Below are 25,640 nucleotides of genomic sequence, written 5' to 3'. Positions count from 1 at the left end.
TTTAAACCTTTAAAATATCAAAGTATTCTTTTCTAGTTATTTCTTTTGCACCTAATGAAGCTAAGTGATCATTATGAACTTGGCAATCAATCATTTTAATTCCATTTGTTTTTGCTTGCATACATAAATGATAAAAAGCTACTTTTGAAGCATCAGTTACTTTTGCAAACATACTCTCACCACAAAAAACATCATTAATTAGAAGCCCATATAATCCACCTACTAATTTCTCTTCTAAGTAACATTCTATTGAAAATGCATAACCTAATTCAAAAAGATTACTATAAGCTTGTATAAATTCATCACTTATCCATGTCTCATCTTCATGTTTTCTTTTTATATTTGCACAGTTTTTTATCACTTCTTCAAAGTTCTCATTTGATTTGATAACAAACCCTTTGTTCTTAATACTTTTCTTTAGACTCTTTGATAGTTTAAAATCATCAGGATAAAGAATCATTCTATCTTGGGGACTAAACCAATGGATATAATTATTTTCATCTATAAACCAAGGAAATATTCCGTTTTTATAAGCATTTATTAATCTTTGTGGATGAAAATCTCCACCTATTGCAACTAGGTCTCCCTTCATCATTTCTAAGCTTGGAAAAGCAAAGTTATTTTCTTCTAAAAGGTAAACCTTTTCATCTTTATCTAGTAATTCCATGATATTATTTTATCTTAATTATTATTAACACTCATCTTTTAGTGTAATTGTCCAGTCTTTGCATTCTGGGTTATTGTTTATTTCATCGATTTGTTTTTGAGTTAGATCTTGATATTTCATTGTTTTTCCATCCCAAATGATACATTCAAATACCTCTTCTTTTGTAAATATTTTTTTAATAGTATTTAAAAACATTATAATCCTTTTTAGTATTTTATAAAAACAATACTAAATTTAAGCTAACTTTAATTTAAAAAGATGTTATAATGTCAATACACAAATAATACGGAGGTGCAAATGACGAAGGTTTCACATTTTTAGTATTGTTACAAACTAATATAATAATTTAAATCACTGTAGTAGTGATAAGTTAAATAAATGTCTTATTTAACTAGAGTATGAATAAAAGGGAGATTGACTAAATATGTTAATCTCCCTTTTTTAATGCCCCATTTATTTAGACTTTTAAAAACTAGTTAATAAATATAGAACTTAAGCGTGTTATTTAAATAGTTTTAGATATTATTGCATTAAAGTATAAATTTTGGAGATTTTTTGAAGATAGATATATCAGAGTCATTTATAAACAAGAGTAGAGTAGATTTAATAAAGAAAATTTGTGGTACTAAAGCTGGTGAAGAAATAGAAAAAGCTGTTTCAAATGCTTTTGAAAATGTGTCAGAATCTTTTGATGAGAAAACATATAAGTTAATTGATTTTATTACAAAACTAGATAATATCAATAATTATACAGATGAAAACTTACCTAGCTACACAATGAAAAATAAAAAAGTTCATGTTATTAAGGATGAAAAAGGTCTGAATGAAGCAGTTCTAGAATTAAATACTTCAAAAATTCTTGGATTTGATACAGAACAAAAACCTATTTTTCAAAAAGGTGTTCCTCCAAGTCCAATAGCAATTATTCAAATGTCTAATGCAACAGATTGTTACTTATTCCAAGTTCATTTAATTAGAAATATAAAACCCTTACTAAATATATTAACGAATAGAAATATTGTAAAAGTAGGGATTGGTTTAAATGGTGATAACTCGGCTTTATATCAAGAATTTAGGATAAGACCTAGATGTTGTATTGATTTTGGTTCGCTGTTTAAATCAAAAATGGCATATCCAAATGATATTGGAGCAAAAAAGAGTGTATTACTTTTTTTAAATAAAAACTTACAAAAATCTAAAAGAATTTCTAGATCAAACTGGGAAAATGTTAATCTAACTGATATTCAAGTTAAATATGCAAGTGAAGATGCCTCTTGTGTATATGATGTTTTTTGTAATATGCTTATAACTTACCCCTTCTTAACTCAAATACTTCCTTCATGGTTTGAAGAAAGATTTAATAATAATGAATATAAAGAACTAATCAAAATATAGCAAAATATACGATTTTTATGCATAAAAAGTGTAATTATTGCCTTTTTTTGCTATAAAAGTGAAAAAATATTGATATTGTGATTTTTTTTTGCTATACTTTATTAACTGAAATATAGATAGTATTTACTTTTTATTTTCGACCACTTTAGAAATAAGGTGTATTACAATTATAAGGATTTTGCAATGGCAGAACAAGTTAACGGAACTGTAAAATGGTTCAATAGTGAAAAAGGTTTTGGATTTATCCAACAAGAGACTGGTGGCGATGATGTATTCGTACACTTTAGACAAATCAATAACACTGGTTATGGTAGAGTTTCTCTTGAAGAAGGACAAAAAGTGTCTTTCGAAATCGGTGAAGGTCAAAAAGGACCTCAAGCTCAAAACGTTACAATTCTGTAAGTTTTTCTAAGTAAGTAGATTAAAATCTACTTACTTTTTTTATTTCTCTCTTTATTTTAAGATTCCCAATTTATTTAATAACAATATTAATATAACAAATGGCACAATATATTTAACTAATATATACCAAATATTAAATACAAATTTTGTAGTGTGTTTTAAAAACTTTTCTTCAAGTAAATCTTTATCAACATAATATCCTAAGAAAATACAAGTCACAATTGCAGCAAGTGGCATCATAATTGATGATGTAATAAAGTCCATTAAATCAAAAGCATTTTTCCCAAAGAAAGTTAAATCAGCTCCATATTTAGTAGACATTGAAAGTAATGCAACAATACCTAAAATATAAAAAGTCCCACCACATAAAATAGTAGCTTTTCTTCTTGTCATATTAAATCTTTCAATAAAATACATTAATGATGGTTCAATCATAGAAACAGCAGATGTGATACCTGCAAAGACAAGTGCAATGAAAAATGAAACAGCAATAACTTGTCCTAATATTCCCCATCCTGAGAAAATTACAGGTAATGATATAAATACAAGTCCCGGTCCCGCTGCACTTTGTGCTCCAGCTTCAAAAAGAAATGAGAAGATTATAAGTCCAGCTATTATGGCAATTGAAGTATCTACAATTGCCACAAGAATAGAAGATTTTACAAAGTTTACTTCTTTATCAAGTGAAGCTGAATAAGTCATAATAGTACCAACTCCTAAAGAAAGAGTAAAGAAGGCTTGTCCTAAAGCTGCAAGTAATGCATTTTCATCTATCTTTGAAAAATCAGGTGTAAACATAAAACTAAGAGCTTTTGTAAAGCTATCAAGAGATAATGCATATAATAATAGACCAAATAGAATTATCCCTAATAAAGGCATTAAAATTAGATTTATTTTTTCAATACCATCTTTAATACCTTTTAAAACTATATAAATAACAGTTCCAGCTATTAGAGTATGATAAAATAGTTGCAGTCCTATATCTTTTGATATTAATGTTTCAAAAGCTAAACCAGCAGTTTTTGCATCAGTTGGAAGAGCTGAAAAGGAAGTAAAAACATAATTTAATATCCAACCTAAAACAACTGAATAAAAAGATAATATTATTAATCCTGTGATAATAATAATTCCTGCAAATTTCCATTTGGGGTTTTTAGATTTTGATGTTTGAATAAATGATGTTGCAACATTTGCTTGTGCATTTTGTCCAATTACAGCTTCTGCTAAAAAAACAACAAGACCTATAAATAAAATAGCTAGTAAATAAACTATTACGAAAGCTCCACCACCATATTCACCTGTAACATAAGGAAACTTCCATATATTTCCTAACCCTACAGCAGATCCAGCAGCTGCGAGGATAAAACCAATTCTTGAGAATCTATTCACTAAATTACCTTTTTAAGAAATTATAGTGTAATTTATATGAAATTTATATAATCTTATTTATATATATACTTCAAATAAAATTATGCTAGTTTTAGTAAGGGTTTGCACTTCCTAAAACTTTATCAAGTGTATATTTTAAATCTTCATCTAAATCCATATTTGTTCTCATCCAGTTTAAATATCCTGAATCTTCTTTTGCAACTTCTGCTACGTCTTTGCCTTTATGTTTTCCAAATTTAAATGTTTTTATAAATACAGGAGTTGTTGTAAGTTCTACTAGTTTTTCCATTGGATTATAATCAGGATAAATTTCTCTACATTTTCCAACTAGTTTTGATAAAAATAGTTTCATTACTAAAACATCACCTAATGCATCGTGAGCTTTTATTGTAATACCAAGTTTTGCTGCTTCTGCCTTTTCTACTTTATATAAATCAAGTGCATATCTTAAGTATTGTAATCTATGATATGGAAGGTCTGAAAATAAGTGTTTTGCACATCTTAAAGTATCAATTTCTTTATAGTTATTAACAAAACCTTCTTTTTTTATCATACCCATATCAAAAGCAATATTGTGAGCAATTAGGTAGTTTTCATTTGAATTTAACTCTTCAAGTTTTTTATAAAAAGTTGTTTGCGTAGCAGTTACTTTACCTTCAATCATATCAGGTGTAATGTTATGTACTTCCATAGCTTCAATTTTTATTCCAACATCAGTAGAACAAAATTCATCATATGCTTCAACTTTTCCTTTTTGGTCAATTATCATTGCACCAAATTGAATAACTCTATCGTCGTCTTTATTACCTGTAGTTTCCGTATCAAATAGTACGTAATGTGCCATCTTGTAAATTCCTCTTTATATTATTAACATTCCATCACCATAAGAGAAGAATCTATATTCTTCTTTTATAGCTTCTTCATATATCTCTAGTGTTTTTTCTAATCCTACAAATGATGCAATTAGCATAATAAGTGTTGATTTTGGTAGATGAAAATTTGTAAGTAAATGATCAACTTTTATAGGTTCATTAGAAGGATTTAAAAATAAATCACATTCACCTGCAATCATATTCTTTCTTGCATAATATTCAATTGTTCGTGTAACAGTAGTACCAACTGCTAGAACCTTAGAAGCTTTATCTAAAGACTCTTTTGCTTCTCTTCCTATTTCAAAATATTCACTGTGCATTGGATGGCTTAAAATATCTTCTGCATCAACTGGTTTAAAAGTACCTGCTCCTACGTGAAGAGTTAAATAGTTTACCTCAAATTTATCATTTATTTTTTCTAATAGCTCTTGCGTAAAATGTAATGATGCAGTTGGAGCTGCAACTGCTCCATAATTTTTTGCAAAAAGTGTTTGATAATTTGTATTATCTTCTTCATTATCTTCTCTATTCATATAATGAGGAAGTGGTAAATGTCCTATTTTATTTAAAGTTTCTACTAATGTTAAAAAATCTAGTTTTTCTTCATTTTGATAAAACTCTACTACTCTAGTACCATCTTCATTTATTTCTAAAACTTTAACAGTTATATTTTCTTCAAAATATAAAACCATACCAATATTTACTTTCCCTCTAATCATTACTAAATATCTGTCCATAAAAAGAGGTTTATTTAATAATAACTCAACTTTTCCACCAGATTCTTTTTTACCAAATATTCTTGCTTTTATAACTTTAGTATCGTTTAAAAAAACTGATATATTTTCAGGTAAAAAATCCATAAGGTTTTTAAATGTAGAGTGAGTGATTGTATTTGTAGCTCGATTATAAACTAAAAGTTTTGCACTGTCTGCTGGGGATACGGGTTTTGAAGCTATGAGCTTTTTTGGTAAAAAATAGTCATAGCTTGAAGTTTTTAAAGGGTCTAACATATATTTTATTTTCTCTTTTTTTCGTTATCAAAGTCTATTTCATCTAAATCTTCGTTTTCATCACTCTCTTCATCTAAATCATCAAAGTCATCTTCTTCATCAACAGGTGCCGGATTGAAAACTTTAGCAATATAAATTGATACTCCATAAAGAATAATTAATGGTCCAGCCATTAAAAATTGTGTTATTACATCAGGAGGTGTTAGAAGTGATGCTACTACAAAAATAATAACAACTGCATATTTGAAGAAATCTTTTAACATTTTATCATCAACAAGACCAATTTTGGCTAGAAAAAATGTTATTACTGGTAATTCAAATGCAATACCAAAACCAAATAATAGTTTTGTAAAGAAGCCAACATATTTACCAATACTTGGTAAGATTGTAACAACAGCAGAACCAAAGTTTACAAGGAATTCAAAACCATAAGGTACAACAACATAGTAAGCAAAAGAAGACCCAATTAAAAACATTAGTGTTGCAAAGAATACAAAAGGAACAACAAGTTTTTTCTCATGCTCATAAAGTCCTGGTGCTAAAAATAGCCATAATTGCCAGAATATTACAGGAAGTGAAAGTATAAATCCTGAGAAGAATGCAACTTTAAGTGCTGTAAAGAATGTCTCTTGAATTTCAACTGCAACCATTTTTGAATCAGGTGGAAGTACCGCTTCAACTGGAACCATCATCCATGTTAAAATTGGTTCATAAAAGAAAAAACATGCTATAAAAAATACAAAAAGTGATAATGCAGAGATCATCAACCTTTTTCTTAAATCTGCAATATGTGGTTTTAAATCATCAAACATTAAGCTTTTTCCTCTTTCTTTTTATCCTCAAAATTAACTTTAAATTTATTAGCTGGATTTTCTTCTTTTGTGCTTTCTTCTATCTTTTCAACTTGTTCAGTTTTCTCAACTTTTTTCTTTTTTTCTTTTTTAATTTTTGGTTTATCACTTTTTAAGTCATCATTCATAATATCATCAAGACCTAAATTTACTTTAGAGCTACTTGTCATTGACATTTTTGTGTCTGATATTTGAGCTTTAAATTTATTTGCTTCTTCTTTTAACTCTGTTATATTTAATTCATTATCAAGAGTTGATTTAGCATCATCAACACCTGATTTAAACTTTTTCAAAAACTTTGCTACTTCAACCATAGCTGTAGGTAATTTATCAGGTCCAAGTGCAATAATCGCAACAATTGCGATTAGAAAGATTTCCATAAAGCCCATTCCAAACATTATATAACTCCAGTGTATATTTAAGATTGAGATTTTATCTAATTTGAGCAAAAATATTAATTAATTTCTATTTATTTCTTCTGTGATGATTTCTATCATAATATTTACCATAAATTGTTTGATTTTCTTTTCTATAATTTCTAGCTTTATTCCAATTATTTACTTTGTGATATTTATAAGGTCTATAATGAACATGCTTTGGACTAAAATTTCTTTTGTGATTTATTCTATCTTTATATCTGTATTTACTGTTATAGGTAAAAAATATATTATTGTAGAAATATCCTCTACTATCAAAATATCCAAAAAAATATCCATAATCATCATAATATCCATTTCTTTGGTAATCAAAATTTTTATATCTTTTATCATATCTATGGTTGTCAGATTTAAAATCTAAATTTACATTTACGCTATTTCCTATGGGTGCTTGAATTCTTACTCCAATATTAGTATCTGCAAACAATGTAGAACTAAAAATTAAGAGGGAAATAATAATCAATTTTTTCATAATCAATCCTTTTGAATAATTTAATAAATTATATCATGCTTATATAAATCAATTATAAATGAATTTATTCCCAAGATTGTAGTTTTACTTACTTTTTGATAAAATCATTAAAAATATGAGAAATTAGAAGTTTAAGGAAAAGTATGAAAATAATTGTATTGCTAATTATTGGGTTTATATTATATATAATTGCAAAAAACTATAAAACAGAAAAGTTTAAAAATATTAATTTAAAATATAAAGAAAATTTCGATGGTGATTTATTAAATCATGAAGCAGGTTTATTAATAGCTTTAATGGCTAAAGTTGCAAAAGCAGATGGAAAAGTATGTGAACTAGAAGCTGAATTATTAAAACACACTTTTAATGATATTTCAAGTCATTTTGAAAATAATGAAGAGGTACGAGAAAAATTAAAAATATTATATAAAGAACAAAAAGAGAGTTTTGATAATACCTTAGATATTTGTCAAAGTTTATACACTTTAACAAAGTTTGATTATTCTAAACGTGTTAAAATTATGGAGTATTTATTAAATCTTGCATTTATAGATAAAGAGTTTTCACCAACTGAGAGAATGATTGTTGAGGATATTTCAAATGCTTTAAAAATTAAAAAACATGATTTTGATAATTTAATCAATACTTTTGAAGCTTTTTATTCAAATCAAGCCTCATCAAATGCACTTTCTTTAGAAAAAGCATACGAAGTTTTAGAATCAAAAGCTAGTGATGATGATATGCTTATTAAGAAAAATTATAGAAAATTAGTAAAACAACATCATCCTGATATTATGTCTGGACGAGGCGAGTCTCAAAATATAATTGATGAAGCAACAAAAAAACTTCAAGAAATAAATGAGGCTTATGAATTAATCAAAAAAGATAGAGGAAACTAATGCTTGGTTTTGATAACTCATATGAAGTTTGCAATTGTAAAAATGTTTCAATTGAACAAATAATTATTGCATTAGAAGATAGAAATAAACCAACTTTAAGTGATATCCAAGATTTAACAACAGCTGGTACTGAATGTAGACATTGTATTTTTAAAGAAGGTGATAATGGGAAAATGAAAAAGAAAATATATTGTAAGGATATATTGAATGAAATTAAAAGTAAGAGAGTATAATGGCTAGAAAGTTTCAACATTCATATGAAGTTTGTACTTGTAAACATACAACATTAGGTGAAATTATTCATGCAATAAAAGATAGAGGAGCTTCTGATATAAAAGAAGTAGGTGAGTTAACCGATGCGGGAACTTGTTGTAAGTCATGCATCAATGCTAATCATGATAAAGGTGTTGAAAAAATGGAACTTTATTTAGATGAAATAGTAAATAAATTTGTAAAGAAATAGAAGATGAAAGAAGAATTAATAGCCCAAATAAAAGAGTTACTAAAGATTAATAAAGATGAAGTAATTGATATTAATCCAAATTATCTTGAATATTTTCAAGAAGAAGAACTTGAAGATATTATAAGTCAATTAAATGGCAGGAAAAAGAACGTATTGGCTATTACAGGTGAATATTTAGATGAGATTTATGAAAAAACAAAAAAAGATGAGATATAATTATTATATAAAGGATTATAATTGATAAATTGGCCAAATATAAAAATACAATTAATAAACTTCTTAAAAGATGAAGTTAAAAAATCTGGTTTAGAAAAAGTTACAGTTGGATTATCAGGTGGACTAGACTCTGCTGTTGTAGCAGTATTATGTAAAGAAGCTTTTGGAGATAAATTAAACTGTGTTTTAATGCCATCTCAATTCTCTTCACAAAGCTCAACAGACCACGCAGTTGAACTTTGTGAGAAGTTCGATATTAGATATGAAATTATTTCAATCGCACCTATGGTTGAGTCTTTTATAAATAATATGGATGAAGATAAACTAAGAATAGGAAACTTTTCTGCAAGAATGAGAATGTCAGTTTTATATGATGTATCTTCTCGTGAAAAATCTTTGGTAGTTGGAACTTCAAATAAAAGTGAATTATTATTAGGATATGGAACTATTTTTGGAGATATTGCCTGTGCTATTAATCCAATTGGAGAAATGTATAAAAGTGATGAATTTGAATTTGCAAAACTATTAGGTGTTGTAGATTCAATTCTTACAAAAGCTCCAAGTGCTGATTTATGGGAAGGTCAAAGTGATGAAGATGAACTTGGATATTCATATAAACAAATGGATGACGCTTTAAAACTTTTTGTTGATGAGAAAAAATCTAAAGAAGAATTAATATCTTTAGGTTTTGAAAGTAAACTAATAGATATGTTAGAATATAGAATGAAATCAAATGCCTTTAAAGGTAAATTACCAACAATTGCAAATATTAGGTGGAGCTAAAATAATGAAAAGAGATATTGCTATTTATAAAGCATCTTTAGATAATGAAGAATTAACTCAAATTAGAAGCGTATTAGAATCAAAAGATGACTTATCAAAAGCCATTGAATTTGAAGAAAATATGATTAAATTTATAGGTTCTAAATATGCAGTTGCTACTGCTACATCAACTGCTGCTATTCATCTTGCTTTAAGTGCAATAAAACTTAAAAGAGGAGATAAAATCTTAATGTCTGTAAACTCTTTTGTTAATCTACCTGAAGTTGTAAGACATTTTGATGCTGAACCTGTATTTATAGATATTAATATGGAAGATATGAATATTGATGTTGACAAGTTTGAAAAAGCCTTAGCTGCAAATGAATCGAAAAAATTAAGAGGTGCAATCATCACTTTTGTCGCAGGACAAACTCCTGATTTAGATAGAATTTATGATATAGCTCAAAAGTATGGAATTATTTTAATTGAAGATTGTAGATCAGCACTTGGTGTTATGTATAAAGGAAAGAAAGTAGGGAATTTAAGAGCTGATATGACTATCTTCTCTACAAATCCATCAAATAGTAAATATGCAATTTCAAGATCAGGTATTATTATTACAAATAATGAACAAATAGCAACTAGAGCAAAACTTCTTAGAACTCATGCCTTAACAACAACTTATGATAGTTATGGAAACTTGGATTATGTATATGATGTAGTTGATATTGGACACAAATATGATTTATCTGAATTAGATGCAGCTTACGCGCTTGCACAGTTGAATAAAACTGAAAAATTTATTAAAAGAAGAAAAGAAATAGCTAAACTTTATGAAAAAAGATTAACAGGGGTTAAGCATATAGAAATACCTTCATATAAAGATGAACATATTTTCACTCAGTTTATTGTAAAAGTTTCAAGAAATAGAGATGCTTTTGCTAGAGCTTTAAAAGATAGAGGAGTTGCTACTGGACTTAACTATATTCCATTACATTTACTTTCTTATTATAAAACAAAGTATTCTATAAAAATTACTGCATTTTCAAATGCGCTGAATAACTATCAACAAATTTTATCACTTCCAATGTATGCAAGTCTTACAGACGATGAAGTTAACTATGTTTGTGATCAAGTTATTGATGTAGCTTCTGAGTGGATTTAATCTGCTTTGAAACAAAAACTTTACTTATGGATTGAAGATTATCTCTTCTTTCCAAATGCTTTTCAGCAAATAATAGCTTACCTTTTACTTCCCCTTACTTTTATTTATATACTTATTATTTTAACAAAACGTACTTTTGCAAAGCAAAGAGATTTTGGTATACCTGTAATTTCTATAGGAAATATAATAGTAGGTGGAAGTGGAAAAACTCCTATTGCAATTAAACTTGCAAGTTCATATGAAAACTCTTGTATAATTTTAAGAGGTTACGGAAGAGCTTCAAAAGGTTTATATGTAATCTCAAAGCAAGGTAAAATATTAGAAGATATAAGTATTAGTGGAGATGAAGCTATGCTTTTAGCAAAGTCACTACCTAAGGCTACTGTAATTGTTAGTGAAGATAGAAGTAAAGCTATTTTAAAAGCAAAAGAATTGAATTGTAAAATTGTATTTTTAGATGATGGATTTTCAAAATATAATATTAAAAAATTTAATATTTTATTAAGACCAAAAGATGAACCAACAAATTTTTATTGTCTTCCAAGTGGTGGATATAGAGAACCTAAAGGTTTATATTCTTATGCAGATTTAGAATTAAAAGAGAGTAGGGATTTTAATAGAATTATAACTATTAAAAAAGATGATAAAGAAGTTACTTTAGCCGAAAAAGTTATTGTTTTAACTGCTATTTCAAAACCAAAAAGACTTTTAGAGTTTTTACCAAAGAATACTGAGCTCTTAGCATATCCTGATCATCATACTTTTTTAGAAGATGAAATAAATGAGCTAAGAGAGAAATATAAAAATTATCAAATTTTAACAACAGGAAAAGATTTAGTAAAACTTGAAAAATTTAATATCAAGAATTTATATTTAATGGATTTGGATATTAAAATAAAAGATACTATAGATTTTTCTTTAATGAAAGAGTACATAAAAAGCTATGACTAAAATATATTATTTGGATGATGAAGCCTTATTTCATTTGGATTCAACAAAAAGAACTAATTCTTTATTATGGAAAGCGATGTATAAAAGAGTAAAGAAAAACTTAAATACAAAACTTATTAACCCTTTAACTTTGAAAGAAATCATTTTCAATAAACATATGAATGAACATATAGTTTATAATTCTCCTATGCCAAATGTAATGATACAAAAAGGTTCTAATTGGTATTTAGATGATAATGACAAAGAGTATTATTTACCAATATCTTTAAGCTTTTCAAATGATAAAGTTAGATTTGATTTAGTATTAATTGATGGTGAAATAGATATTAGAAATGTTGAATTAGGTGAGGGTAAAACAGTTTTAATACATAAGCCTATGTTACTTTTAAAAAATTTAAAAGTCTTAGAATTATGTTTTGAATTATTGTTAGATCAGTTGCGAAATTATAAAGAAGATATTGAATAAACCTTATTAAATAACTAAGGAAATCCCTTAGTTACTTTATATTGCTTTTTTCTAATTCTTTATAATAAGAACTATGTAAAATCTTCACTTCCTCTTCTTCTTTGTATCCATTTATAATACTTTGTAATGCACCTTTAATAGCAAACATTGACATATATACATGTGTAAAAAACAGTGCAACCATAGCCATACCTACAATATTATGTACAATAATACAATATCTTAACATTTCAATTTTAGTAAATCCAAACATAGCTAAAATACCTAAGTTTAAATCTTGCACATAAATTGTAATACCTGTAAAAATCATTACGATACCACCTATTGTACATACCCAAAACCACATTTTTTGACCAGCATTAAATTTTCCAGCAGGAATTGGTTTTTTCTCTTTAGATAAATATCCACCTAAAATCATAAACCATTTTATATCATCACCTGTAAATAACATATTTTTAACCCACATTACAAACATAGGAATAACACTTATCATAAATAAGAAGTTTGAAACTGCATGAAGATCTTTAGAAATTCTTACAAATTCTCCACCACCAAAGTATGAACCGAACATCATAATCAAACCAGTTGGAACTAAAATCATAAATGATACAGCTGAGATACCATGAATTATCCTATTAAATAAAGAAAATATATAATACTTTTTCCCCTTATGACTAAACTTCTTTGGACCAATGATTAGATAATGAACTAAAAAAATTAATGGAATAATTACAATAATTCCTAAATAAGTATTTTTAAATAATTTTGTTTGTAAGGCAACAAAAACTTCATCTAAATAAACACTACTTTCTTTTCCATAAGCTATCATCGTAAAAATCAAGTCTTGATTTGCTTCACTAACTGTTGTATATGCAAAAGCAATAGAACTAAGACCTAAAAGTATTAATAATATCTTTAACATGAGGTACTCCTGTTTTTATAAATTATGTAAAATTATGTCTTTGCAATATGACTTTAGTATGACATCTAGAATAATAGTAAAAATTTATTTACTTTAAAAAGTTAGTATTAAATCTATTTTCAGGAGTTTTTAAAAATTTAGAGAGTTAAAGTAAATAAATATTTACTTTTAAAATGGAGTAAATAACTAAGAAAATCTTAGTTATTTTACTATATGACCTACAAATTTAGAAGTGTTATTTAAAATCTTTTCACCACGTCTAAATCCTAAAGCACAAGCTTCATAAGCATAAAATACGCCAGCTTGGTAAGTTACTCCATTTGAGTCTGTATTTAGCTCTACATACTCTTGATAAATTGCTTTATGACCTTCATATTCACCTGGAGTTTCAACATCAATACTTCCATCTTCATTTATAATTTTAGTATTAGCACCTTCTCTTCCAAAACATCTTTTTTCAACTTGTTTTTTCCCTTCTAAAGGTTCAAAAGAAGTTTCAAGTAAAAGAGGATGATTTGGATATAAGTCCCAAAGAATTTTCATAAAACCTTTTGATTGGAACATTAAAGTATAAGCAGGATTAAAAATAATTGCTTTTTTCTCTTTTATAATTTCTGCTAAAATAAGAGCTAATTCACTTTCATCAATAGCAATATCTTCCCAAGGAATTAATTTAAACCAGAATTCAAAGCTTTCTTCATCTTTAAAAATTCCTTCGTCATTAAATTCAACTTTATCAATATGTTCAAAGTCAGTATTAAAACCAGCTTCTGTTGCAATATGCTGTAAAAGTTTAGTTGTATTTTCATCTTCATCAGAAGAGGATATTGAAGAAAATAATATCTTCCACCCTAAATCTTTATAATATTCTTCAAATTTTTCAATATCTGAATCTAAAGTGATGATTCTTTTAAAGTTATCTTTTAAGGCATCATAAAGATTATTAAATTGACTAGCCTCATCTAAACCATTTGCTTTTAATAAAGCCCATTGAATAATAGCAGTTTCAAAAAGAGAAGTTGGAGTATCAGCGTTTAATTCAATCAATTTAATAGGTTTTCCGTCAAGTCCACCTGCTAAATCAAATCTTGAGTATAGATGCCAATGAACGTCATTTTCCCAAGACTCTTTGATAGTTTCAACTAGATTAAAAGGAATATTTATTTCATGAAATAAATCATTTTCAATTACATATTCACCTGCTTCACAAAACATATCATATAATTCGTTTGTAGCTTCATAAAAAGCATTTGCTTCATCTTCGCTTACTTCTACTACTTCATTTGCTATATAAGAAGTATTATCTTCATCTGTATGCCATTTAAAACCTATTGATTCTAAGTATTCATCTGTTAATGGTTCTAATTTTAATAGATTCATTTTTTAACCACCAAAGAAAGAAGATCTAGATTTTGTACTTGAAGAACTTTTATTTCCAAAGAATCCACTTTTTTTAGAAGCACTTGATTTATTAGTTGTTGATGCTGCTTTAGAAAATGAACTTTTTGATTTACTATAAGTTTGAGGAGATTTATATTGTGCTTTTCTTTGATTTTGGTAGTTTTGGTTACCAAATAGTTTGTTTCCAATATAAGAACCTAACATAGCTCCTGCTATTGAAGACATTAAAACTCCACCAAGACCCATACCAGCACTAGCTTCTTCTGAGTTGGGATTAGTTAATCCTGAAGTTCCATTATCAATTTTTGTTTCTTCTAATTTAACTAATTTATCAATTTCTTCTTTTGTAAGAATTCTTTCAGTTCCATCTGGTTTTCTTAAAACAATTGTAGTTTTAGATGCAGGGAATTCATCAACGATAGCATATTTACCATCTTTTGATTCTTCTATAATTACGAAAGCTGCTTGTCTTTGACTTGCATTTCCAAAAGCTTCACTTTGTTCAAAGTTTTGTTGATTATTTGATTTATCTTCACATCCAACTAGACCTGATACTAAAATAGCTCCTAGTCCACCAACTATTGCGTAATTTGATATTTTTTTAATATTATTATTCTTTTTCAAAATTAATAATCCTTTTAAACTTTTTGTTCTATATAAATTTTAAACATAATACTGAATTCTTACTATAAAGTTGATAAATAAAGAAGTGATTTTTCAATGAACTTATTATTCTATATAGGGAGGATAATATATAGTAATAAAAAATAGAGTATCTTACTATTTTATATGCTAATTTATTGTATTATTAGTGTATAAAAAATAGGATTTATGCAATGAAATTAAAATATGATAAGTTTTCTACCTCTTTAGTGCTTATTTATTATATATTATTTAGTATTTTGTGGCTTGTTTTTTCTGATAATTTACTAGCCTCTTTTACTGATGACTCTATAAATCTTAATACTTACCAAACATATAAAGATTTGAGCTTTATATTTATTACAATAGTTTTATTTTATATATTTTTAAAAATGCATGAACGAAAGAGTGAATTTAAAAACAATGATAAACTAATTAGCTCAATTTTTCAAGTACTTCCTGATATTTTATTTATTACAAAAAAAGATGGCACGATTATTGATTATAGAGCACAAGAAAGCTCTAAGTTGTATGTTCCAAAAGAAGTTTTTTTACAAAAACGTATGCAAGATGTTTTACCCAATAATTTAGGACAGCTTTTTTATGAAAAAATACAGACTTTATTAAAAGAAAAAAAATTATCAATTTTTAATTATGAAATTGAATTAGAAAATAAAATCAAACACTATGAATCACGTATGGCACTATTATCTGACAATGAAAATATTATGGTAATCGTACGTGAGGTTACTCAAGAAAAGCAGGATAAAGAGGAACTTGAATTACAGTTATTATTACATGAACAATCTTTATCAGCAACTTCAATTGTAGACGAAAATAAATTATTTACATACGTAAATGATGCATATGTAAAAATGTGGGGTTATGATAATAAAGAAGAGATTATTGGTACTTCCCCTGATTTATTTTGTGCTGATCCTAACATACCAAGTGCTATTATTCAAACAATTAAAGAGGATGGAGAATATCTTTCTACGTTTAAAGCTAAAAGAAAAGATGGAACTATTTTTGATGCTTTTATGGTTGCAAAAAATGTATTTTCTAAAAATAAAAGATATTATATTACATCAGTAATTGACATATCTAAGCACTTAGAACAAGAAGCTTTTATCAAAGCTATAGCTGATACAACTCCTGCTTTGATGTATGTTTATGATTTTGAAAAGAAAAAAAACATTTATATAAATAAAAATGTTTCAACGTTACTTGGATATTCTTTAGATGAGTTAAATAAAGTTGAAAAAGATTCCTTTAATGATTTGATTCATCCTTCTGATAGCAAAAAACTATTTTTACATAATAAAAAAATTAAAAATGCTAGAAAAGAAGATACCTATGAAATAGAATATAGAATGAGAACTAAAGATTCTCGATGGCTTACTTTACATGGTTATGAAAGAGTTTTCTCTTATAATGAGAAAAATGAGGTTAAACAAAAAATCGGTGTAATAATAGATGTAAGTGATATACGAGATAAAGAACAATTGTTACTATATCAATCAAGATTAGCTGCAATGGGTGAAATGATTGATAATATCGCTCATCAATGGAGACAGCCACTTAGTATTATTTCAATGTCTGCAACGGGATGTAAAATGCAAAAAGAGATGAATATATTAGATGATAAAGAACTTATTACTTCTCTTGAGACTATAAATCAATCTTCTCAATATCTATCTCAAACTATTGAAGACTTTAGAAACTTTTTTAAAGATGATAAAGAAGAAAAAGACTTTTTCATTGAAAATAGTATAAATAAACTATTAGTTATTTTAAAAGCAAGACTACAAAATGTAGATATTGAAATTATAAAAAATATTAAAAATATTAAAATTACAAGTATTGAAAATGAATTGGTTCAAGTTTTGATGAATATAGTTAATAATTCTATTGAAGTACTTGAAACAAAGAATGAAAAATTTAAATATATATTTATAAATACTTATGAAGAAGATGAATTTATTGTTCTTTGTATAAAAGATAATGCAGGAGGAATTCCTAAAAATATTGCAGATAAAATATTTGATGCAAGATTTACCACAAAAGTAAAAGGTACTGGTGTTGGCTTATATATGAGTTTAAATATAATTAAGAACTTAGGTGGTTTCTTAACACAGGATAATGAAAAATTTGAATATGAAAACAAAAAATATATAGGCTCAAAGTTTACAATTAAAATTCCAAAAAAAAAGAAATAAAATGGATGAAAATATTTATATCATAAGTGATGTTCATGGTTGTTATAAAAGTTTATTAGCTTTGATTAAAAAGTTTCCAAATAAAGAAAAATCAAAAATATGTTTTGTAGGAGATTTAGTAGATAGAGGAAAAAATTCTTGTGATGTTATTAACTTGATTATGAATAATAACTACGATTGTGTTTTAGGAAATCATGAGCAAGTATTTATAGACCACGCTCCTATGCTTGAAAATGATAGAAATAATCCATCTTTAGCCAAATGGCTTTTTAAAACAGGTGGAGAACAAACATTAAATTCATATACTTCAAAAGAAGAATTTTATAAACAAATAGAGTTTCTCGAAAAATTACCTTTATATAAAGAGTACAAAGATTATAAAACTACAGATGGGAGATATTTAGTTGTTTCTCATTCCTGTATCGGTAGAAAATGGCATTTAAGACGTAGAGAAAATAAAAAAGAAAAAGAACTTTTTAAAATCCAACTACTTTGGAGTCGATATAAAGATTATGATAATAAAGATATATTCAATGTTTACGGACATACAATATTTGAAGAACCAATAATAACTAAATACAGTTGCGCAATAGATTTAGGCTGCTATAAAACAAACGATAGGATTAGAAACCCTAGACTTTGTGCTCTAGAGTTTCCTAGTATGAGGATAATTACACAGGAAAATATTGAGTTATAAAGAGAGTAAAACTCTCTTAATCTTTAAATACAAAACCTTGTTTTTCATAGTTTTGGGCTATTTTTCTAAAATAAATATTTTTATAATAAGTTGCTGTTTGTGTACAATAAGATTGAAGATAATCCATATTATTTTCTTCTCTATATTTTTTCATATCTTGTTCATATTTTAAAACACCATCTTTAACTTTTTTATCATTATAAGTATCTTCAAAAGCAAAACTTTCTAGTGGAACTCTTGGTTTTAAAGGAGCTTCTTTTGCTTCTTTTGTAGCAAAACCAATTGTTGTTCCTACTATTGGAAAAGTTTTTGCAGGAAGATTTAATAACTCAATCATAGCTTCAGGATCGTTCCTAACAGCACCAATAGCAGTAGTTCCATATCCTAATGATTCTGCTGATATTTGAATTGCATTTAGCATAATACCTGCATCAACAGCACCTACTAAAACACCTTCTGCTGATTTATCAATTTGTTGTACTTCACCTGCTTGTTCAACTGCAAAACTAGTTCTATTAAAATCTACAACTATAGTTATAAATACATCAGCTGTTTCAACTTGTAATTGTCCACCACAAATTTTTGCTAGTTGTTTTATTTTTTCTTTATCTCTTGTATATACAAGTGATATTTGTTGGCCATTTATAGAAGTAGGGCATCTTTGAGCTGTTTTTAGAATAAGATCAAGGTCTTCATTACTTACACTTTGGCCTGTAAATTGTCTTATAGATTTTCTTTGACTTAGTTGATTTATAATTTTATTATTAGATTGATTCATGACTATTCCTATTTTTCTAAAAAGTTTTTTGTTAGTACATTTTTAAATTTAGTTAATTCTTTTTCTAAATCTAAATCACCTTTAAAAATATCATGAACAGCATAAGTTTCTAAAGGCTCTAATCCACAAAATTGAAATGTTTTATGAACAGCAACATGCGCTTCATCTAATGATAAACCATCAAATAAACTATTTTTATTGTTAAAAGCAGATTCGGGACAGTTGTAAGTTAAAGATAGCATATACTTTTTACCTTGTAGCAAGCCACCACTTCCATAAAGTTTTGAAGCATCGCTTCTACTTCTTCCATCACTTGTATAGTGAACACCTTGAGTAAATGTTTCATCTATATATTTCTTTGAAATCCAAGGAAGACTCATCCAATAAACTGGATATTGAAATAAAATATAATCAGCCCATTGAAACTTATCACACTCTTCTTTAGTTTCATAACCTTTTTCAATATGAGTATGTTTTACTTCAAAACCATTTTCTTCAAAAAAACTTTTTGCATAATCAATATAGTTTTGAGTTAACTCACCTTTTGCTACAACATCATAGTGTTGATGTCCATTTAATATTAATACTTTTTTACTCATAAATTATCCTTTTAATAAAAGGAATTATAATCTCATGAGACTTAAAGTATTCTTACTTTACTTTAGGTAAGTAAAGGTGTTAATTTTCTAATAGTCAATTTGTTTATTTAATTAAGCCATGAATTTAAAGCTCTAGGTTTTCCTAAGAAGTAACCTTGTCCATAAGTTATACCAAGAGCTCTTAATTCTTCAACATCCTCTTTTGTCTCAACATATTCTGCAACTGTTTCTTGACCTTTAAGTTGTGCAATTTCTTGAATATATTTAATTACCGCTTTGTCTATAGGATCAGTATGCATATCTTTTACAAAACTTCCATCTATTTTTACTACATCAAATGGTAAACTTTTAAGATATTCAAATGAAGCCATACCTGTACCAAAATCATCAAGAGCAAGTCCAATATTTTGTTCTTTAAGCCATGTTATAAACTCATTTGCCATATTAAAATTACCAATTGCTGAACTCTCTGTAATCTCTAATTCTAGTTTATCCCAAGGAAAATCAAAATGTTCAATAGCTTCTTTTACTTTTGCTTGAAAGTCTGGGTTATTTAGACTTGAACCTGCTAAGTTTATATGTGCAGAGTGTAGCTTTTCTATATGGTTTTTATTTTTTGTTACAGTTTCAAGATATGTCCATAAAACATGCATATCAATATCTGCCATAAGTTGATATCTCTCAGCTGTTGGAAGAAAACTATCAGGTGGTATGAAGTTATTGTCTTTATCCCACATACGTATAAGTATTTCATAACTTATCTTATCTGTGTTATATTGTAGTGGAACTATATCTTGTGCAAAAAGTTCAAATCTAGCTGGACCATCTGCTAGTGCTTCTTTTATAAGTTTTGCAGTATCAATTTCCATAGATACTCTTTTTGCAATTTCATCACTTGGGTCAAAGATTTGTGATTTACCCCGTCCTTTTTGTTTAGCTGTATAAAGAGAAGTTGTACTTGCTTTTAAAAGCTCTTTTAGCGTAAATTCAAAAGGTTTAAAAAATACAAGTGAGATACAAGCAGATACACTAAATGTTTCACCTTTATATGAAAATCTAAAATCATGGAGTCTTTTTAGACTTTCTTCTAAAAATTTTTTTCCAAACTTTTCATTTGAATCTTTTAAAAGTACCGAAAAGGTATCTCCATCGATTCTACCAAAAGGTGTATCTTTTGGTAGGATTGCTTGATAATGAGTCACTATCATTTTTAGTAGTTCATCACCAGCTTGATATCCTGCTGAATCATTTACTAATTTAAATTGATCTAGATTTATAAGTAAGTAGTTGTATCCTTTAATATTTGGATTATCATTTTTTAAAGCATTTAGGAGTTCCTCTTTCATAAAAAAACGATTATAAATATTTGTTAGTTGGTCATGACTAGCTTGAATTTTTAGCTCTTTAGATGACTTTCCTATTTGTTCCATTTGTAAATTAAAGCCATCAAATAGCTCTTTAATTTCATTATTTGCATTAGTACTAACTGCAGTAATTTTATTATTAGTAGGGTCACTTTTTCTTATTGCATCTAATAGTTCTATAAATGGTTTTATATAACTTTTACTTAAAAATAAACTTAGTATAAATCCAAAAAGTAAGGCCAAAGGAAATATTGCGAGTAGGGTGTAAGTGATTTGTTTTTCTTTCTGTTTAAAAGAAGATAAATCAACATTAATCAATTCAAACCCTAAGGTATAATTATCTGCAGATATGTCTTTTTTTACAAAAAGATGTTCATCTCTAAATATAGTCTTTTTTTCAAAAATAGACAATTCTTCTTTTATTAATTCTTTTGTATTTCCATATTGGAAAATTGCTTTTTTATTTTCATCATAAAGAATAACTCCACTTATTTCTTTAAATGCTGATAATCTAAATGTTATATCAGATAAAACATCTGCATTTGGGTTTAATATAAAATTTAGAAGGTCATTATTTAAAGATTGAGTAATTGCATTAGTTTGCGAAAGAGCATTCTTCTGATTCTCTTTTTTTTGTACATTTAATATAAAAAATAAGGTACTAGCTTCCACAACAATTACAATTAGAGTCATAAAAACAATTAATTGTGTTTTTATTCTAAATCGATTCCACATTTAATTTAGTACTTTAGATTTATTTATAATTGGTAAATTTATATCATTACCCCATTCTTTCCATGAAGCATCATAATTAGAAACGTTGTATCCAAGCTCTCTTAATGCAAAATAGTTAGTAGCTGCAACTCTTCCTATTTTACAATATATTACGATTTTATTATCTTTATTAACATCTTTGTATAACTCTTTTAATGTCGTAACTTCTTTTAATTTTAATAATTCATTTTCTTTTTCTAAATTGTAATTAGCTGGTATATGTATTGCATTTGGTATATGACCAAATCTCTTTGCTACTGATTCTTTACCTATAAAAGAGTTATAGCCTCTTGCATCAATAACAATTTGGTTTGGGTTTTTTGTAGCAATTTGTGTTGTAAATTTTGTAGATAATCTTTTATTATTAATTGAAGCTATATAATTACTTGGTTTAACCTTTGATATTTCAGAAGAAACAGAAAGTTCTTTCTTTTCCCATGTATCAAAACCACCATTAAGTAATTTTACATTTTTAAATCCATAAACTTCAAAAGTCCAAAATACTCTAGCTGCATCATAAAAAATACCATCATCATATATAACTATATTATCATCAACATTTAATCCTAAATCTCTTATTAGAGTTTGCATTTTGTTTGGTTTAACAATTTTACCATCAACTTTTTTATTTTCATAACTTTTGGAAACAGGAAAATTTAGAGAGCTATTTATATGACTAAAAGAAAAATCCTCATGATTCCTTACATCAATAATTTTGTAATCAGTAATGTTTTCTGATAATTGATCAACACTTATTCTTAATTCTTGAGCATTTAGTGATAATTGTGTTAGTAAACAAAACAAAATAAGATAAAAATTATTTTTCATGACAAAGCCTTTTTCCTTTGATTCTATCACGATTATATTAAATAATTAATAAAGAATAATTATAGTACTTTTATATATCAAATTTTAAAGTAAGTAAGGATTTACTTTCTTACTTACTTTTAATTACTTAAAAACTTAAGCCACCTTGAAATAAAATCCTAGAATTTCTATTTTCTTCACTAGTTATATCATCGCTATTTGTATTCCATGCTACTTGAAGTTTTCCGAAAAAACTATCATAAGAAGCATAATATCCAATTCCAACATCTTGTAACGATTTCGCTTCAAAGTCTACCTTGTTATCCGACATAAAAGCTTTTCCTCTATCATAAAATATTCCTACAGTATTTGATAGTTTACTTAGATTTGGTAATCTATATTTTGCTTCAAGGTTTAACAAATAACCATTTTCTGCACTTAATTCACCATTAGGATATAGTTTAACACCATTGGAACCACCAATTGAGAAGTCTTCACTTCCATCAAGGTTTTTATTTCCTAGTGCATATTGCATTTTTAAAGATGAATCAAATGTTAATTTATTTGTTAATGCTATTGTATTTGAAAGTTCTATATTTACTTTTGAATAATTACCATTTGTATCTGCTCCTGCTTCATCTGATATTTTATCACTTGCATTATCAAAGTTTAATCTACCGTATGTAAGGTTTAGATTTATTTGTGATTGTGTATTTTTCCCAAATGCTAAATAGTTTTTATCATAATCCAAACCAAGGTTTAAAGATTGAGTATCTTTTTCTGTAATAACACTTGTGCTTCTTACTTCATCTTTTAAATCTTTATTAGCAATATTTAAAGATAAGTTTAGATTTTCTAATCTAGTTCTTTTTATTGGATAAGTTATTGTTGCATCTAAAGTTTTTGAAGTACCTAATGCATCTAATGCTTCATAGTCTTTTACAAGTGAATAGTTTGTTTGAGAATAAGATATTTCTCCTTTTAAACCATTTGATGCTAATGGTAAGCTATAAGCTACTCTTCCATTTTTTAAATCAGCTCCATTTGAAACTAATCCTGATAATGAAATTTTATCACCAATATTAAATGGAGAGTTAAAATCAACCCCTGCCATTAGTCTATTTTTACCAGTATATTTACTTCCTGTATTATCAGCTACTACATATCCGTTATATAAGCTACCTTCTTGTGTTGTAATTGCAAAATCTGATGTTCCTACCTCTTTACCTGGTTTTACATCTGCAGCAGTTACAACTACACCTGGTGTATCATTTATAATAAGCATTGCTCGTTCCAATGTATTTGTCGAAATTACATTATCTCTTTGCTTTGCATTATCAAGCATTCCTTGAACAGTAGAGTTTTTTACTTTTGAATTATTTTCAAGTTTAAACTTTCCATAACTTCCTTCAATAATTGCAATTATGATTACTCCATTATTTTTATTTATATTTTGCACGGGTAAATATGCACGGGCAACAAAGTAACCTTGATTTCTATACTCTTTTGTGATTACACTTGTTACTTCTTGAATTTGATTGAAAGTTAAATCTTTATTTGTATATGAAGAAATTAGTTTTTGTAATTTATCTACATTTACATGAAGTGCTCCATCTATTTTAAAGCTTTTTACAAAGATTGTTCTTCCACTTTTATCATCTTTCATTGGTGCAGCATATTTTTTAACTCCACCTAATTCTATTAGTGGAGTTTCTTTTGGCTTAATTAAATCTTTTGGAGGTTCTACTTGTTTTTGAATATCACCTATATTTGGGATAGTTGCTCCTAAAAGAATAGAAGAGCTTAGAACTGATATTGTTATTATTTTATTTATTTGTTTCATTTTTATTTCCTTATTCTTTTAGTTTTCTTCAGTTTCATTTGATGAAACAAAGAATTGTTGATCAACACCTTGAGGAAGATTAACTCCTCCATTTACTAATTCTATTACAGAATTTCTAGAAAGAGGTACTCTTATATCTTGTGGTGTTTGAGAACTTTCATTTACTTGCGTAGTATCTTGACTTGTTCTTATTTCACTTAATGTAATTACTCTTGAAGCCACTTCTTGTTGTTCAGGTTTTGATACAATAATTGGGTTATTGTTTGTAGGTACTGGTATTATTGTATCTGGTATTGATACGTTTGCCAAATTTGTTGTACTTGGAGTAATCGTATATGAATTATTATCACTATTATAAGAAATTGAATAATTACTAGCTTTTTCTCCATTTCCTAAAAGAACATCATAACTTCCTACATCTTCTCCACTTTCTCTTGAAAGTATTCCAATAATATCATTTATAGAATCAAATGAAGCTAAGCCTAATCCATTTGTATTACTTACACTTGCACTTAAATCTACTTCTGATCCTCCATATACTTTTGAAGTCTCATTTGCAATTAATGTTATAGGTCTTGGAGTTATTGTATATTTCCCATCTGTAAATATTACAGTATAGTTTGAGTTCGTTAAAGTTGTATCTTGTGAAATTCTATAGTCACTAACATCTTCACCAGCTGCTCTTTTTAAACTTCCTACTAATGTATCTTCTCCTACTAATCCAGTTGTTGTATATGTTAATGTTTCATCTGTTTGTCCATATACTTTTGTTAAATCATCTGCGCTTACTGTTATTGCTTTAGGAGTAATTGTTAAACTTCCATCTTTAAATGTTAGATTATAGTTTTCATCACTTCCAGAAGCTTTTGCTGTATATGTTCCTGCATTTAATCCTGATTGTGAAGCACTTACACCATCAAGTACTGAAATAGTTTCACCATTTACTAATCCTGATGCTGTAAATCCTGATACTGTTTGTGTTAAACCATTATAAGTTACTGTATCTGAGTTTGCTGTTACTGTTGCATTGGCTTTTTCAATTGTTAAACTTCCATCTTTAAATGTTAGATTATAGTTTTCATCACTTCCAGAAGCTTTTGCTGTATATGTTCCTGCATTTAATCCTGATTGTGAAGCACTTACACCATCAAGTACTGAAATAGTTTCACCATTTACT

The 25,640-nt window shown here is 27.1% G+C and carries 29 protein-coding genes; 12 read left to right on the top strand and 17 right to left on the bottom strand.

The annotated features are described in order from the left end of the window. Position 1: 1 nt before the first annotated feature. Together aat and KO488_RS01990 are read right to left on the bottom strand one after the other, a co-directional pair. On the bottom strand, positions 2-667 hold the full coding sequence (gene aat / locus KO488_RS01995) for a leucyl/phenylalanyl-tRNA--protein transferase (protein WP_216057116.1): 666 nt from the start codon (positions 665-667) through the stop codon (positions 2-4). Between the two features lie 24 nt (positions 668-691). Further along, positions 692-862, bottom strand: coding sequence for a hypothetical protein (locus tag KO488_RS01990; RefSeq protein WP_216057115.1), 171 nt, complete (start codon positions 860-862; stop codon positions 692-694). A 360-nt stretch (positions 863-1,222) separates the two neighbouring features. Between KO488_RS01990 and KO488_RS01985 the strand changes: the two genes are divergently transcribed. Together KO488_RS01985 and KO488_RS01980 are read left to right on the top strand one after the other, a co-directional pair. Then, the gene (locus KO488_RS01985) at positions 1,223-2,062 is read left to right on the top strand and encodes a 3'-5' exonuclease (RefSeq protein ID WP_216057114.1); all 840 of its coding nucleotides are present in this window, start codon (positions 1,223-1,225) and stop codon (positions 2,060-2,062) included. A gap of 183 nt (positions 2,063-2,245) precedes the next feature. Further along, on the top strand, positions 2,246-2,464 hold the full coding sequence (locus KO488_RS01980; RefSeq protein ID WP_152190409.1) for a cold-shock protein: 219 nt from the start codon (positions 2,246-2,248) through the stop codon (positions 2,462-2,464). Positions 2,465-2,515: 51 nt separating this feature from the next. Here the strand turns inward: KO488_RS01980 and KO488_RS01975 are convergent, their stop codons facing one another. From KO488_RS01975 to KO488_RS01950, 6 genes are all read right to left on the bottom strand, one after another. After that, a complete protein-coding gene (locus KO488_RS01975; RefSeq protein ID WP_216057113.1) occupies positions 2,516-3,853 on the bottom strand; it encodes a sodium-dependent transporter in 1,338 nt (445 codons plus the stop codon). Positions 3,854-3,944: 91 nt separating this feature from the next. After that, the gene (locus tag KO488_RS01970) at positions 3,945-4,697 is read right to left on the bottom strand and encodes a 3'-5' exonuclease (RefSeq protein ID WP_216057112.1); all 753 of its coding nucleotides are present in this window, start codon (positions 4,695-4,697) and stop codon (positions 3,945-3,947) included. Positions 4,698-4,712: 15 nt separating this feature from the next. Continuing rightward, the gene (gene queA, locus KO488_RS01965; RefSeq protein WP_216057111.1) at positions 4,713-5,735 is read right to left on the bottom strand and encodes a tRNA preQ1(34) S-adenosylmethionine ribosyltransferase-isomerase QueA; all 1,023 of its coding nucleotides are present in this window, start codon (positions 5,733-5,735) and stop codon (positions 4,713-4,715) included. A 5-nt stretch (positions 5,736-5,740) separates the two neighbouring features. Beyond that, positions 5,741-6,547: a twin-arginine translocase subunit TatC gene (gene tatC, locus KO488_RS01960; RefSeq protein ID WP_216057110.1), complete on the bottom strand. Its 807-nt coding sequence runs from the start codon at positions 6,545-6,547 to the stop codon at positions 5,741-5,743. Continuing rightward, the gene (tatB, locus tag KO488_RS01955) at positions 6,547-6,984 is read right to left on the bottom strand and encodes a Sec-independent protein translocase protein TatB (protein ID WP_216057109.1); all 438 of its coding nucleotides are present in this window, start codon (positions 6,982-6,984) and stop codon (positions 6,547-6,549) included. The genes tatC and tatB overlap by 1 nt, the downstream gene beginning before the upstream one ends. A 67-nt stretch (positions 6,985-7,051) precedes the next feature. Next, positions 7,052-7,495 (bottom strand): hypothetical protein, encoded by a 444-nt coding sequence (locus tag KO488_RS01950; RefSeq protein ID WP_216057108.1) that lies wholly within the window; start codon positions 7,493-7,495, stop codon positions 7,052-7,054. A gap of 143 nt (positions 7,496-7,638) precedes the next feature. On the opposite strand from KO488_RS01950, the gene KO488_RS01945 reads away from it, so the two are divergent. From KO488_RS01945 to KO488_RS01910, 8 genes are read left to right on the top strand one after another with little or no spacing between them, the layout of a single operon-like run. After that, positions 7,639-8,394: a TerB family tellurite resistance protein gene (locus KO488_RS01945; RefSeq protein ID WP_216057107.1), complete on the top strand. Its 756-nt coding sequence runs from the start codon at positions 7,639-7,641 to the stop codon at positions 8,392-8,394. Next, positions 8,394-8,627, top strand: coding sequence for a (2Fe-2S)-binding protein (locus tag KO488_RS01940; protein ID WP_216057106.1), 234 nt, complete (start codon positions 8,394-8,396; stop codon positions 8,625-8,627). Before KO488_RS01945 ends, KO488_RS01940 begins: the two co-directional genes overlap by 1 nt. Continuing rightward, on the top strand, positions 8,627-8,857 hold the full coding sequence (locus tag KO488_RS01935) for a (2Fe-2S)-binding protein (protein ID WP_216057105.1): 231 nt from the start codon (positions 8,627-8,629) through the stop codon (positions 8,855-8,857). The genes KO488_RS01940 and KO488_RS01935 overlap by 1 nt, the downstream gene beginning before the upstream one ends. A 3-nt stretch (positions 8,858-8,860) precedes the next feature. Further along, on the top strand, positions 8,861-9,073 hold the full coding sequence (locus KO488_RS01930) for a hypothetical protein (protein ID WP_216057104.1): 213 nt from the start codon (positions 8,861-8,863) through the stop codon (positions 9,071-9,073). A gap of 21 nt (positions 9,074-9,094) precedes the next feature. After that, the gene (locus KO488_RS01925) at positions 9,095-9,856 is read left to right on the top strand and encodes an NAD+ synthase (RefSeq protein WP_216057103.1); all 762 of its coding nucleotides are present in this window, start codon (positions 9,095-9,097) and stop codon (positions 9,854-9,856) included. A 4-nt stretch (positions 9,857-9,860) separates the two neighbouring features. Next, entirely contained in the window at positions 9,861-11,000 is a 1,140-nt protein-coding gene (locus KO488_RS01920) for a DegT/DnrJ/EryC1/StrS family aminotransferase (protein ID WP_216057102.1), read from the top strand. A 6-nt stretch (positions 11,001-11,006) separates the two neighbouring features. Next, positions 11,007-11,951 (top strand): tetraacyldisaccharide 4'-kinase, encoded by a 945-nt coding sequence (locus tag KO488_RS01915; RefSeq protein WP_216057101.1) that lies wholly within the window; start codon positions 11,007-11,009, stop codon positions 11,949-11,951. After that, positions 11,944-12,417: a hypothetical protein gene (locus tag KO488_RS01910; RefSeq protein WP_216057100.1), complete on the top strand. Its 474-nt coding sequence runs from the start codon at positions 11,944-11,946 to the stop codon at positions 12,415-12,417. Before KO488_RS01915 ends, KO488_RS01910 begins: the two co-directional genes overlap by 8 nt. Before the next feature lie 31 nt (positions 12,418-12,448). On the opposite strand, the gene KO488_RS01905 is transcribed toward KO488_RS01910, so the two are convergent. The 3 genes from KO488_RS01905 to KO488_RS01895 all read right to left on the bottom strand — a co-directional run bounded on the left by KO488_RS01905 (position 12,449) and on the right by KO488_RS01895 (position 15,364). Next, the gene (locus KO488_RS01905; protein ID WP_216057099.1) at positions 12,449-13,339 is read right to left on the bottom strand and encodes a formate dehydrogenase subunit gamma; all 891 of its coding nucleotides are present in this window, start codon (positions 13,337-13,339) and stop codon (positions 12,449-12,451) included. Between the two features lie 201 nt (positions 13,340-13,540). Further along, a complete protein-coding gene (locus KO488_RS01900; protein WP_216057098.1) occupies positions 13,541-14,719 on the bottom strand; it encodes a glutathionylspermidine synthase family protein in 1,179 nt (392 codons plus the stop codon). Between the two features lie 3 nt (positions 14,720-14,722). Continuing rightward, on the bottom strand, positions 14,723-15,364 hold the full coding sequence (locus tag KO488_RS01895; protein ID WP_216057097.1) for a UPF0323 family lipoprotein: 642 nt from the start codon (positions 15,362-15,364) through the stop codon (positions 14,723-14,725). A 212-nt stretch (positions 15,365-15,576) separates the two neighbouring features. On the opposite strand from KO488_RS01895, the gene KO488_RS01890 reads away from it, so the two are divergent. Together KO488_RS01890 and KO488_RS01885 are read left to right on the top strand one after the other, a co-directional pair. Beyond that, the gene (locus KO488_RS01890; RefSeq protein ID WP_216057096.1) at positions 15,577-17,601 is read left to right on the top strand and encodes a PAS domain S-box protein; all 2,025 of its coding nucleotides are present in this window, start codon (positions 15,577-15,579) and stop codon (positions 17,599-17,601) included. 1 nt (position 17,602) lies between these two features. Next, complete coding sequence (locus tag KO488_RS01885) at positions 17,603-18,298, top strand: metallophosphoesterase (protein ID WP_216057095.1); 696 nt, start codon at positions 17,603-17,605, stop codon at positions 18,296-18,298. A 16-nt stretch (positions 18,299-18,314) separates the two neighbouring features. Here the strand turns inward: KO488_RS01885 and KO488_RS01880 are convergent, their stop codons facing one another. From KO488_RS01880 to KO488_RS01855, 6 genes are all read right to left on the bottom strand, one after another. Further along, positions 18,315-19,076, bottom strand: coding sequence for a nitroreductase family protein (locus KO488_RS01880; RefSeq protein WP_216057094.1), 762 nt, complete (start codon positions 19,074-19,076; stop codon positions 18,315-18,317). 8 nt (positions 19,077-19,084) lie between these two features. Then, the gene (locus KO488_RS01875; RefSeq protein WP_216057093.1) at positions 19,085-19,675 is read right to left on the bottom strand and encodes an NAD(P)H-dependent oxidoreductase; all 591 of its coding nucleotides are present in this window, start codon (positions 19,673-19,675) and stop codon (positions 19,085-19,087) included. 107 nt (positions 19,676-19,782) lie between these two features. Beyond that, positions 19,783-21,774 carry an EAL domain-containing protein gene (locus KO488_RS01870; RefSeq protein ID WP_216057092.1) on the bottom strand — a complete coding sequence of 664 codons (1,992 nt, stop codon included), beginning with the start codon at positions 21,772-21,774 and terminating at the stop codon, positions 19,783-19,785. Beyond that, complete coding sequence (locus KO488_RS01865; RefSeq protein WP_216057091.1) at positions 21,775-22,641, bottom strand: sulfurtransferase; 867 nt, start codon at positions 22,639-22,641, stop codon at positions 21,775-21,777. 127 nt (positions 22,642-22,768) lie between these two features. Beyond that, positions 22,769-24,463, bottom strand: a complete 1,695-nt coding sequence (locus KO488_RS01860) for a ShlB/FhaC/HecB family hemolysin secretion/activation protein (protein ID WP_216057090.1) — start codon at positions 24,461-24,463, stop codon at positions 22,769-22,771. Positions 24,464-24,481: 18 nt separating this feature from the next. After that, positions 24,482-25,640 (bottom strand): MBG domain-containing protein (locus tag KO488_RS01855; protein WP_266099284.1); only part of this gene is annotated, 1,159 nt, incomplete at its 5' end.

Origin of the sequence: Poseidonibacter lekithochrous (assembly GCF_018861145.1) — a bacterium.
Classification (GTDB): Bacteria; Campylobacterota; Campylobacteria; order Campylobacterales; family Arcobacteraceae; genus Poseidonibacter; species Poseidonibacter lekithochrous_A.
This window is presented reverse-complemented; position numbering and strand designations above follow the sequence as displayed.

What these genes read in the sequence shown, in the direction of transcription:
- KO488_RS01970 (WP_216057112.1), bottom strand. Translation starts at nt 4,697, where the DNA reads ATGGCACATTACGTACTATTTGATACGGAAACTACAGGTAATAAAGAC.
- KO488_RS01885 (WP_216057095.1), top strand. Translation starts at nt 17,603, where the DNA reads ATGGATGAAAATATTTATATCATAAGTGATGTTCATGGTTGTTATAAA.
- aat (WP_216057116.1), bottom strand. Translation starts at nt 667, where the DNA reads ATGGAATTACTAGATAAAGATGAAAAGGTTTACCTTTTAGAAGAAAAT.
- tatB (WP_216057109.1), bottom strand. Translation starts at nt 6,984, where the DNA reads ATGTTTGGAATGGGCTTTATGGAAATCTTTCTAATCGCAATTGTTGCG.
- KO488_RS01890 (WP_216057096.1), top strand. Translation starts at nt 15,577, where the DNA reads ATGAAATTAAAATATGATAAGTTTTCTACCTCTTTAGTGCTTATTTAT.
- KO488_RS01990 (WP_216057115.1), bottom strand. Translation starts at nt 862, where the DNA reads ATGTTTTTAAATACTATTAAAAAAATATTTACAAAAGAAGAGGTATTT.
- KO488_RS01880 (WP_216057094.1), bottom strand. Translation starts at nt 19,076, where the DNA reads ATGAATCAATCTAATAATAAAATTATAAATCAACTAAGTCAAAGAAAA.
- KO488_RS01950 (WP_216057108.1), bottom strand. Translation starts at nt 7,495, where the DNA reads ATGAAAAAATTGATTATTATTTCCCTCTTAATTTTTAGTTCTACATTG.
- KO488_RS01865 (WP_216057091.1), bottom strand. Translation starts at nt 22,641, where the DNA reads ATGAAAAATAATTTTTATCTTATTTTGTTTTGTTTACTAACACAATTA.
- KO488_RS01940 (WP_216057106.1), top strand. Translation starts at nt 8,394, where the DNA reads ATGCTTGGTTTTGATAACTCATATGAAGTTTGCAATTGTAAAAATGTT.
- KO488_RS01980 (WP_152190409.1), top strand. Translation starts at nt 2,246, where the DNA reads ATGGCAGAACAAGTTAACGGAACTGTAAAATGGTTCAATAGTGAAAAA.
- KO488_RS01920 (WP_216057102.1), top strand. Translation starts at nt 9,861, where the DNA reads ATGAAAAGAGATATTGCTATTTATAAAGCATCTTTAGATAATGAAGAA.
- KO488_RS01870 (WP_216057092.1), bottom strand. Translation starts at nt 21,774, where the DNA reads ATGTGGAATCGATTTAGAATAAAAACACAATTAATTGTTTTTATGACT.
- KO488_RS01900 (WP_216057098.1), bottom strand. Translation starts at nt 14,719, where the DNA reads ATGAATCTATTAAAATTAGAACCATTAACAGATGAATACTTAGAATCA.
- tatC (WP_216057110.1), bottom strand. Translation starts at nt 6,547, where the DNA reads ATGTTTGATGATTTAAAACCACATATTGCAGATTTAAGAAAAAGGTTG.
- KO488_RS01935 (WP_216057105.1), top strand. Translation starts at nt 8,627, where the DNA reads ATGGCTAGAAAGTTTCAACATTCATATGAAGTTTGTACTTGTAAACAT.
- KO488_RS01905 (WP_216057099.1), bottom strand. Translation starts at nt 13,339, where the DNA reads ATGTTAAAGATATTATTAATACTTTTAGGTCTTAGTTCTATTGCTTTT.
- queA (WP_216057111.1), bottom strand. Translation starts at nt 5,735, where the DNA reads ATGTTAGACCCTTTAAAAACTTCAAGCTATGACTATTTTTTACCAAAA.
- KO488_RS01930 (WP_216057104.1), top strand. Translation starts at nt 8,861, where the DNA reads ATGAAAGAAGAATTAATAGCCCAAATAAAAGAGTTACTAAAGATTAAT.
- KO488_RS01860 (WP_216057090.1), bottom strand. Translation starts at nt 24,463, where the DNA reads ATGAAACAAATAAATAAAATAATAACAATATCAGTTCTAAGCTCTTCT.
- KO488_RS01910 (WP_216057100.1), top strand. Translation starts at nt 11,944, where the DNA reads ATGACTAAAATATATTATTTGGATGATGAAGCCTTATTTCATTTGGAT.
- KO488_RS01945 (WP_216057107.1), top strand. Translation starts at nt 7,639, where the DNA reads ATGAAAATAATTGTATTGCTAATTATTGGGTTTATATTATATATAATT.
- KO488_RS01875 (WP_216057093.1), bottom strand. Translation starts at nt 19,675, where the DNA reads ATGAGTAAAAAAGTATTAATATTAAATGGACATCAACACTATGATGTT.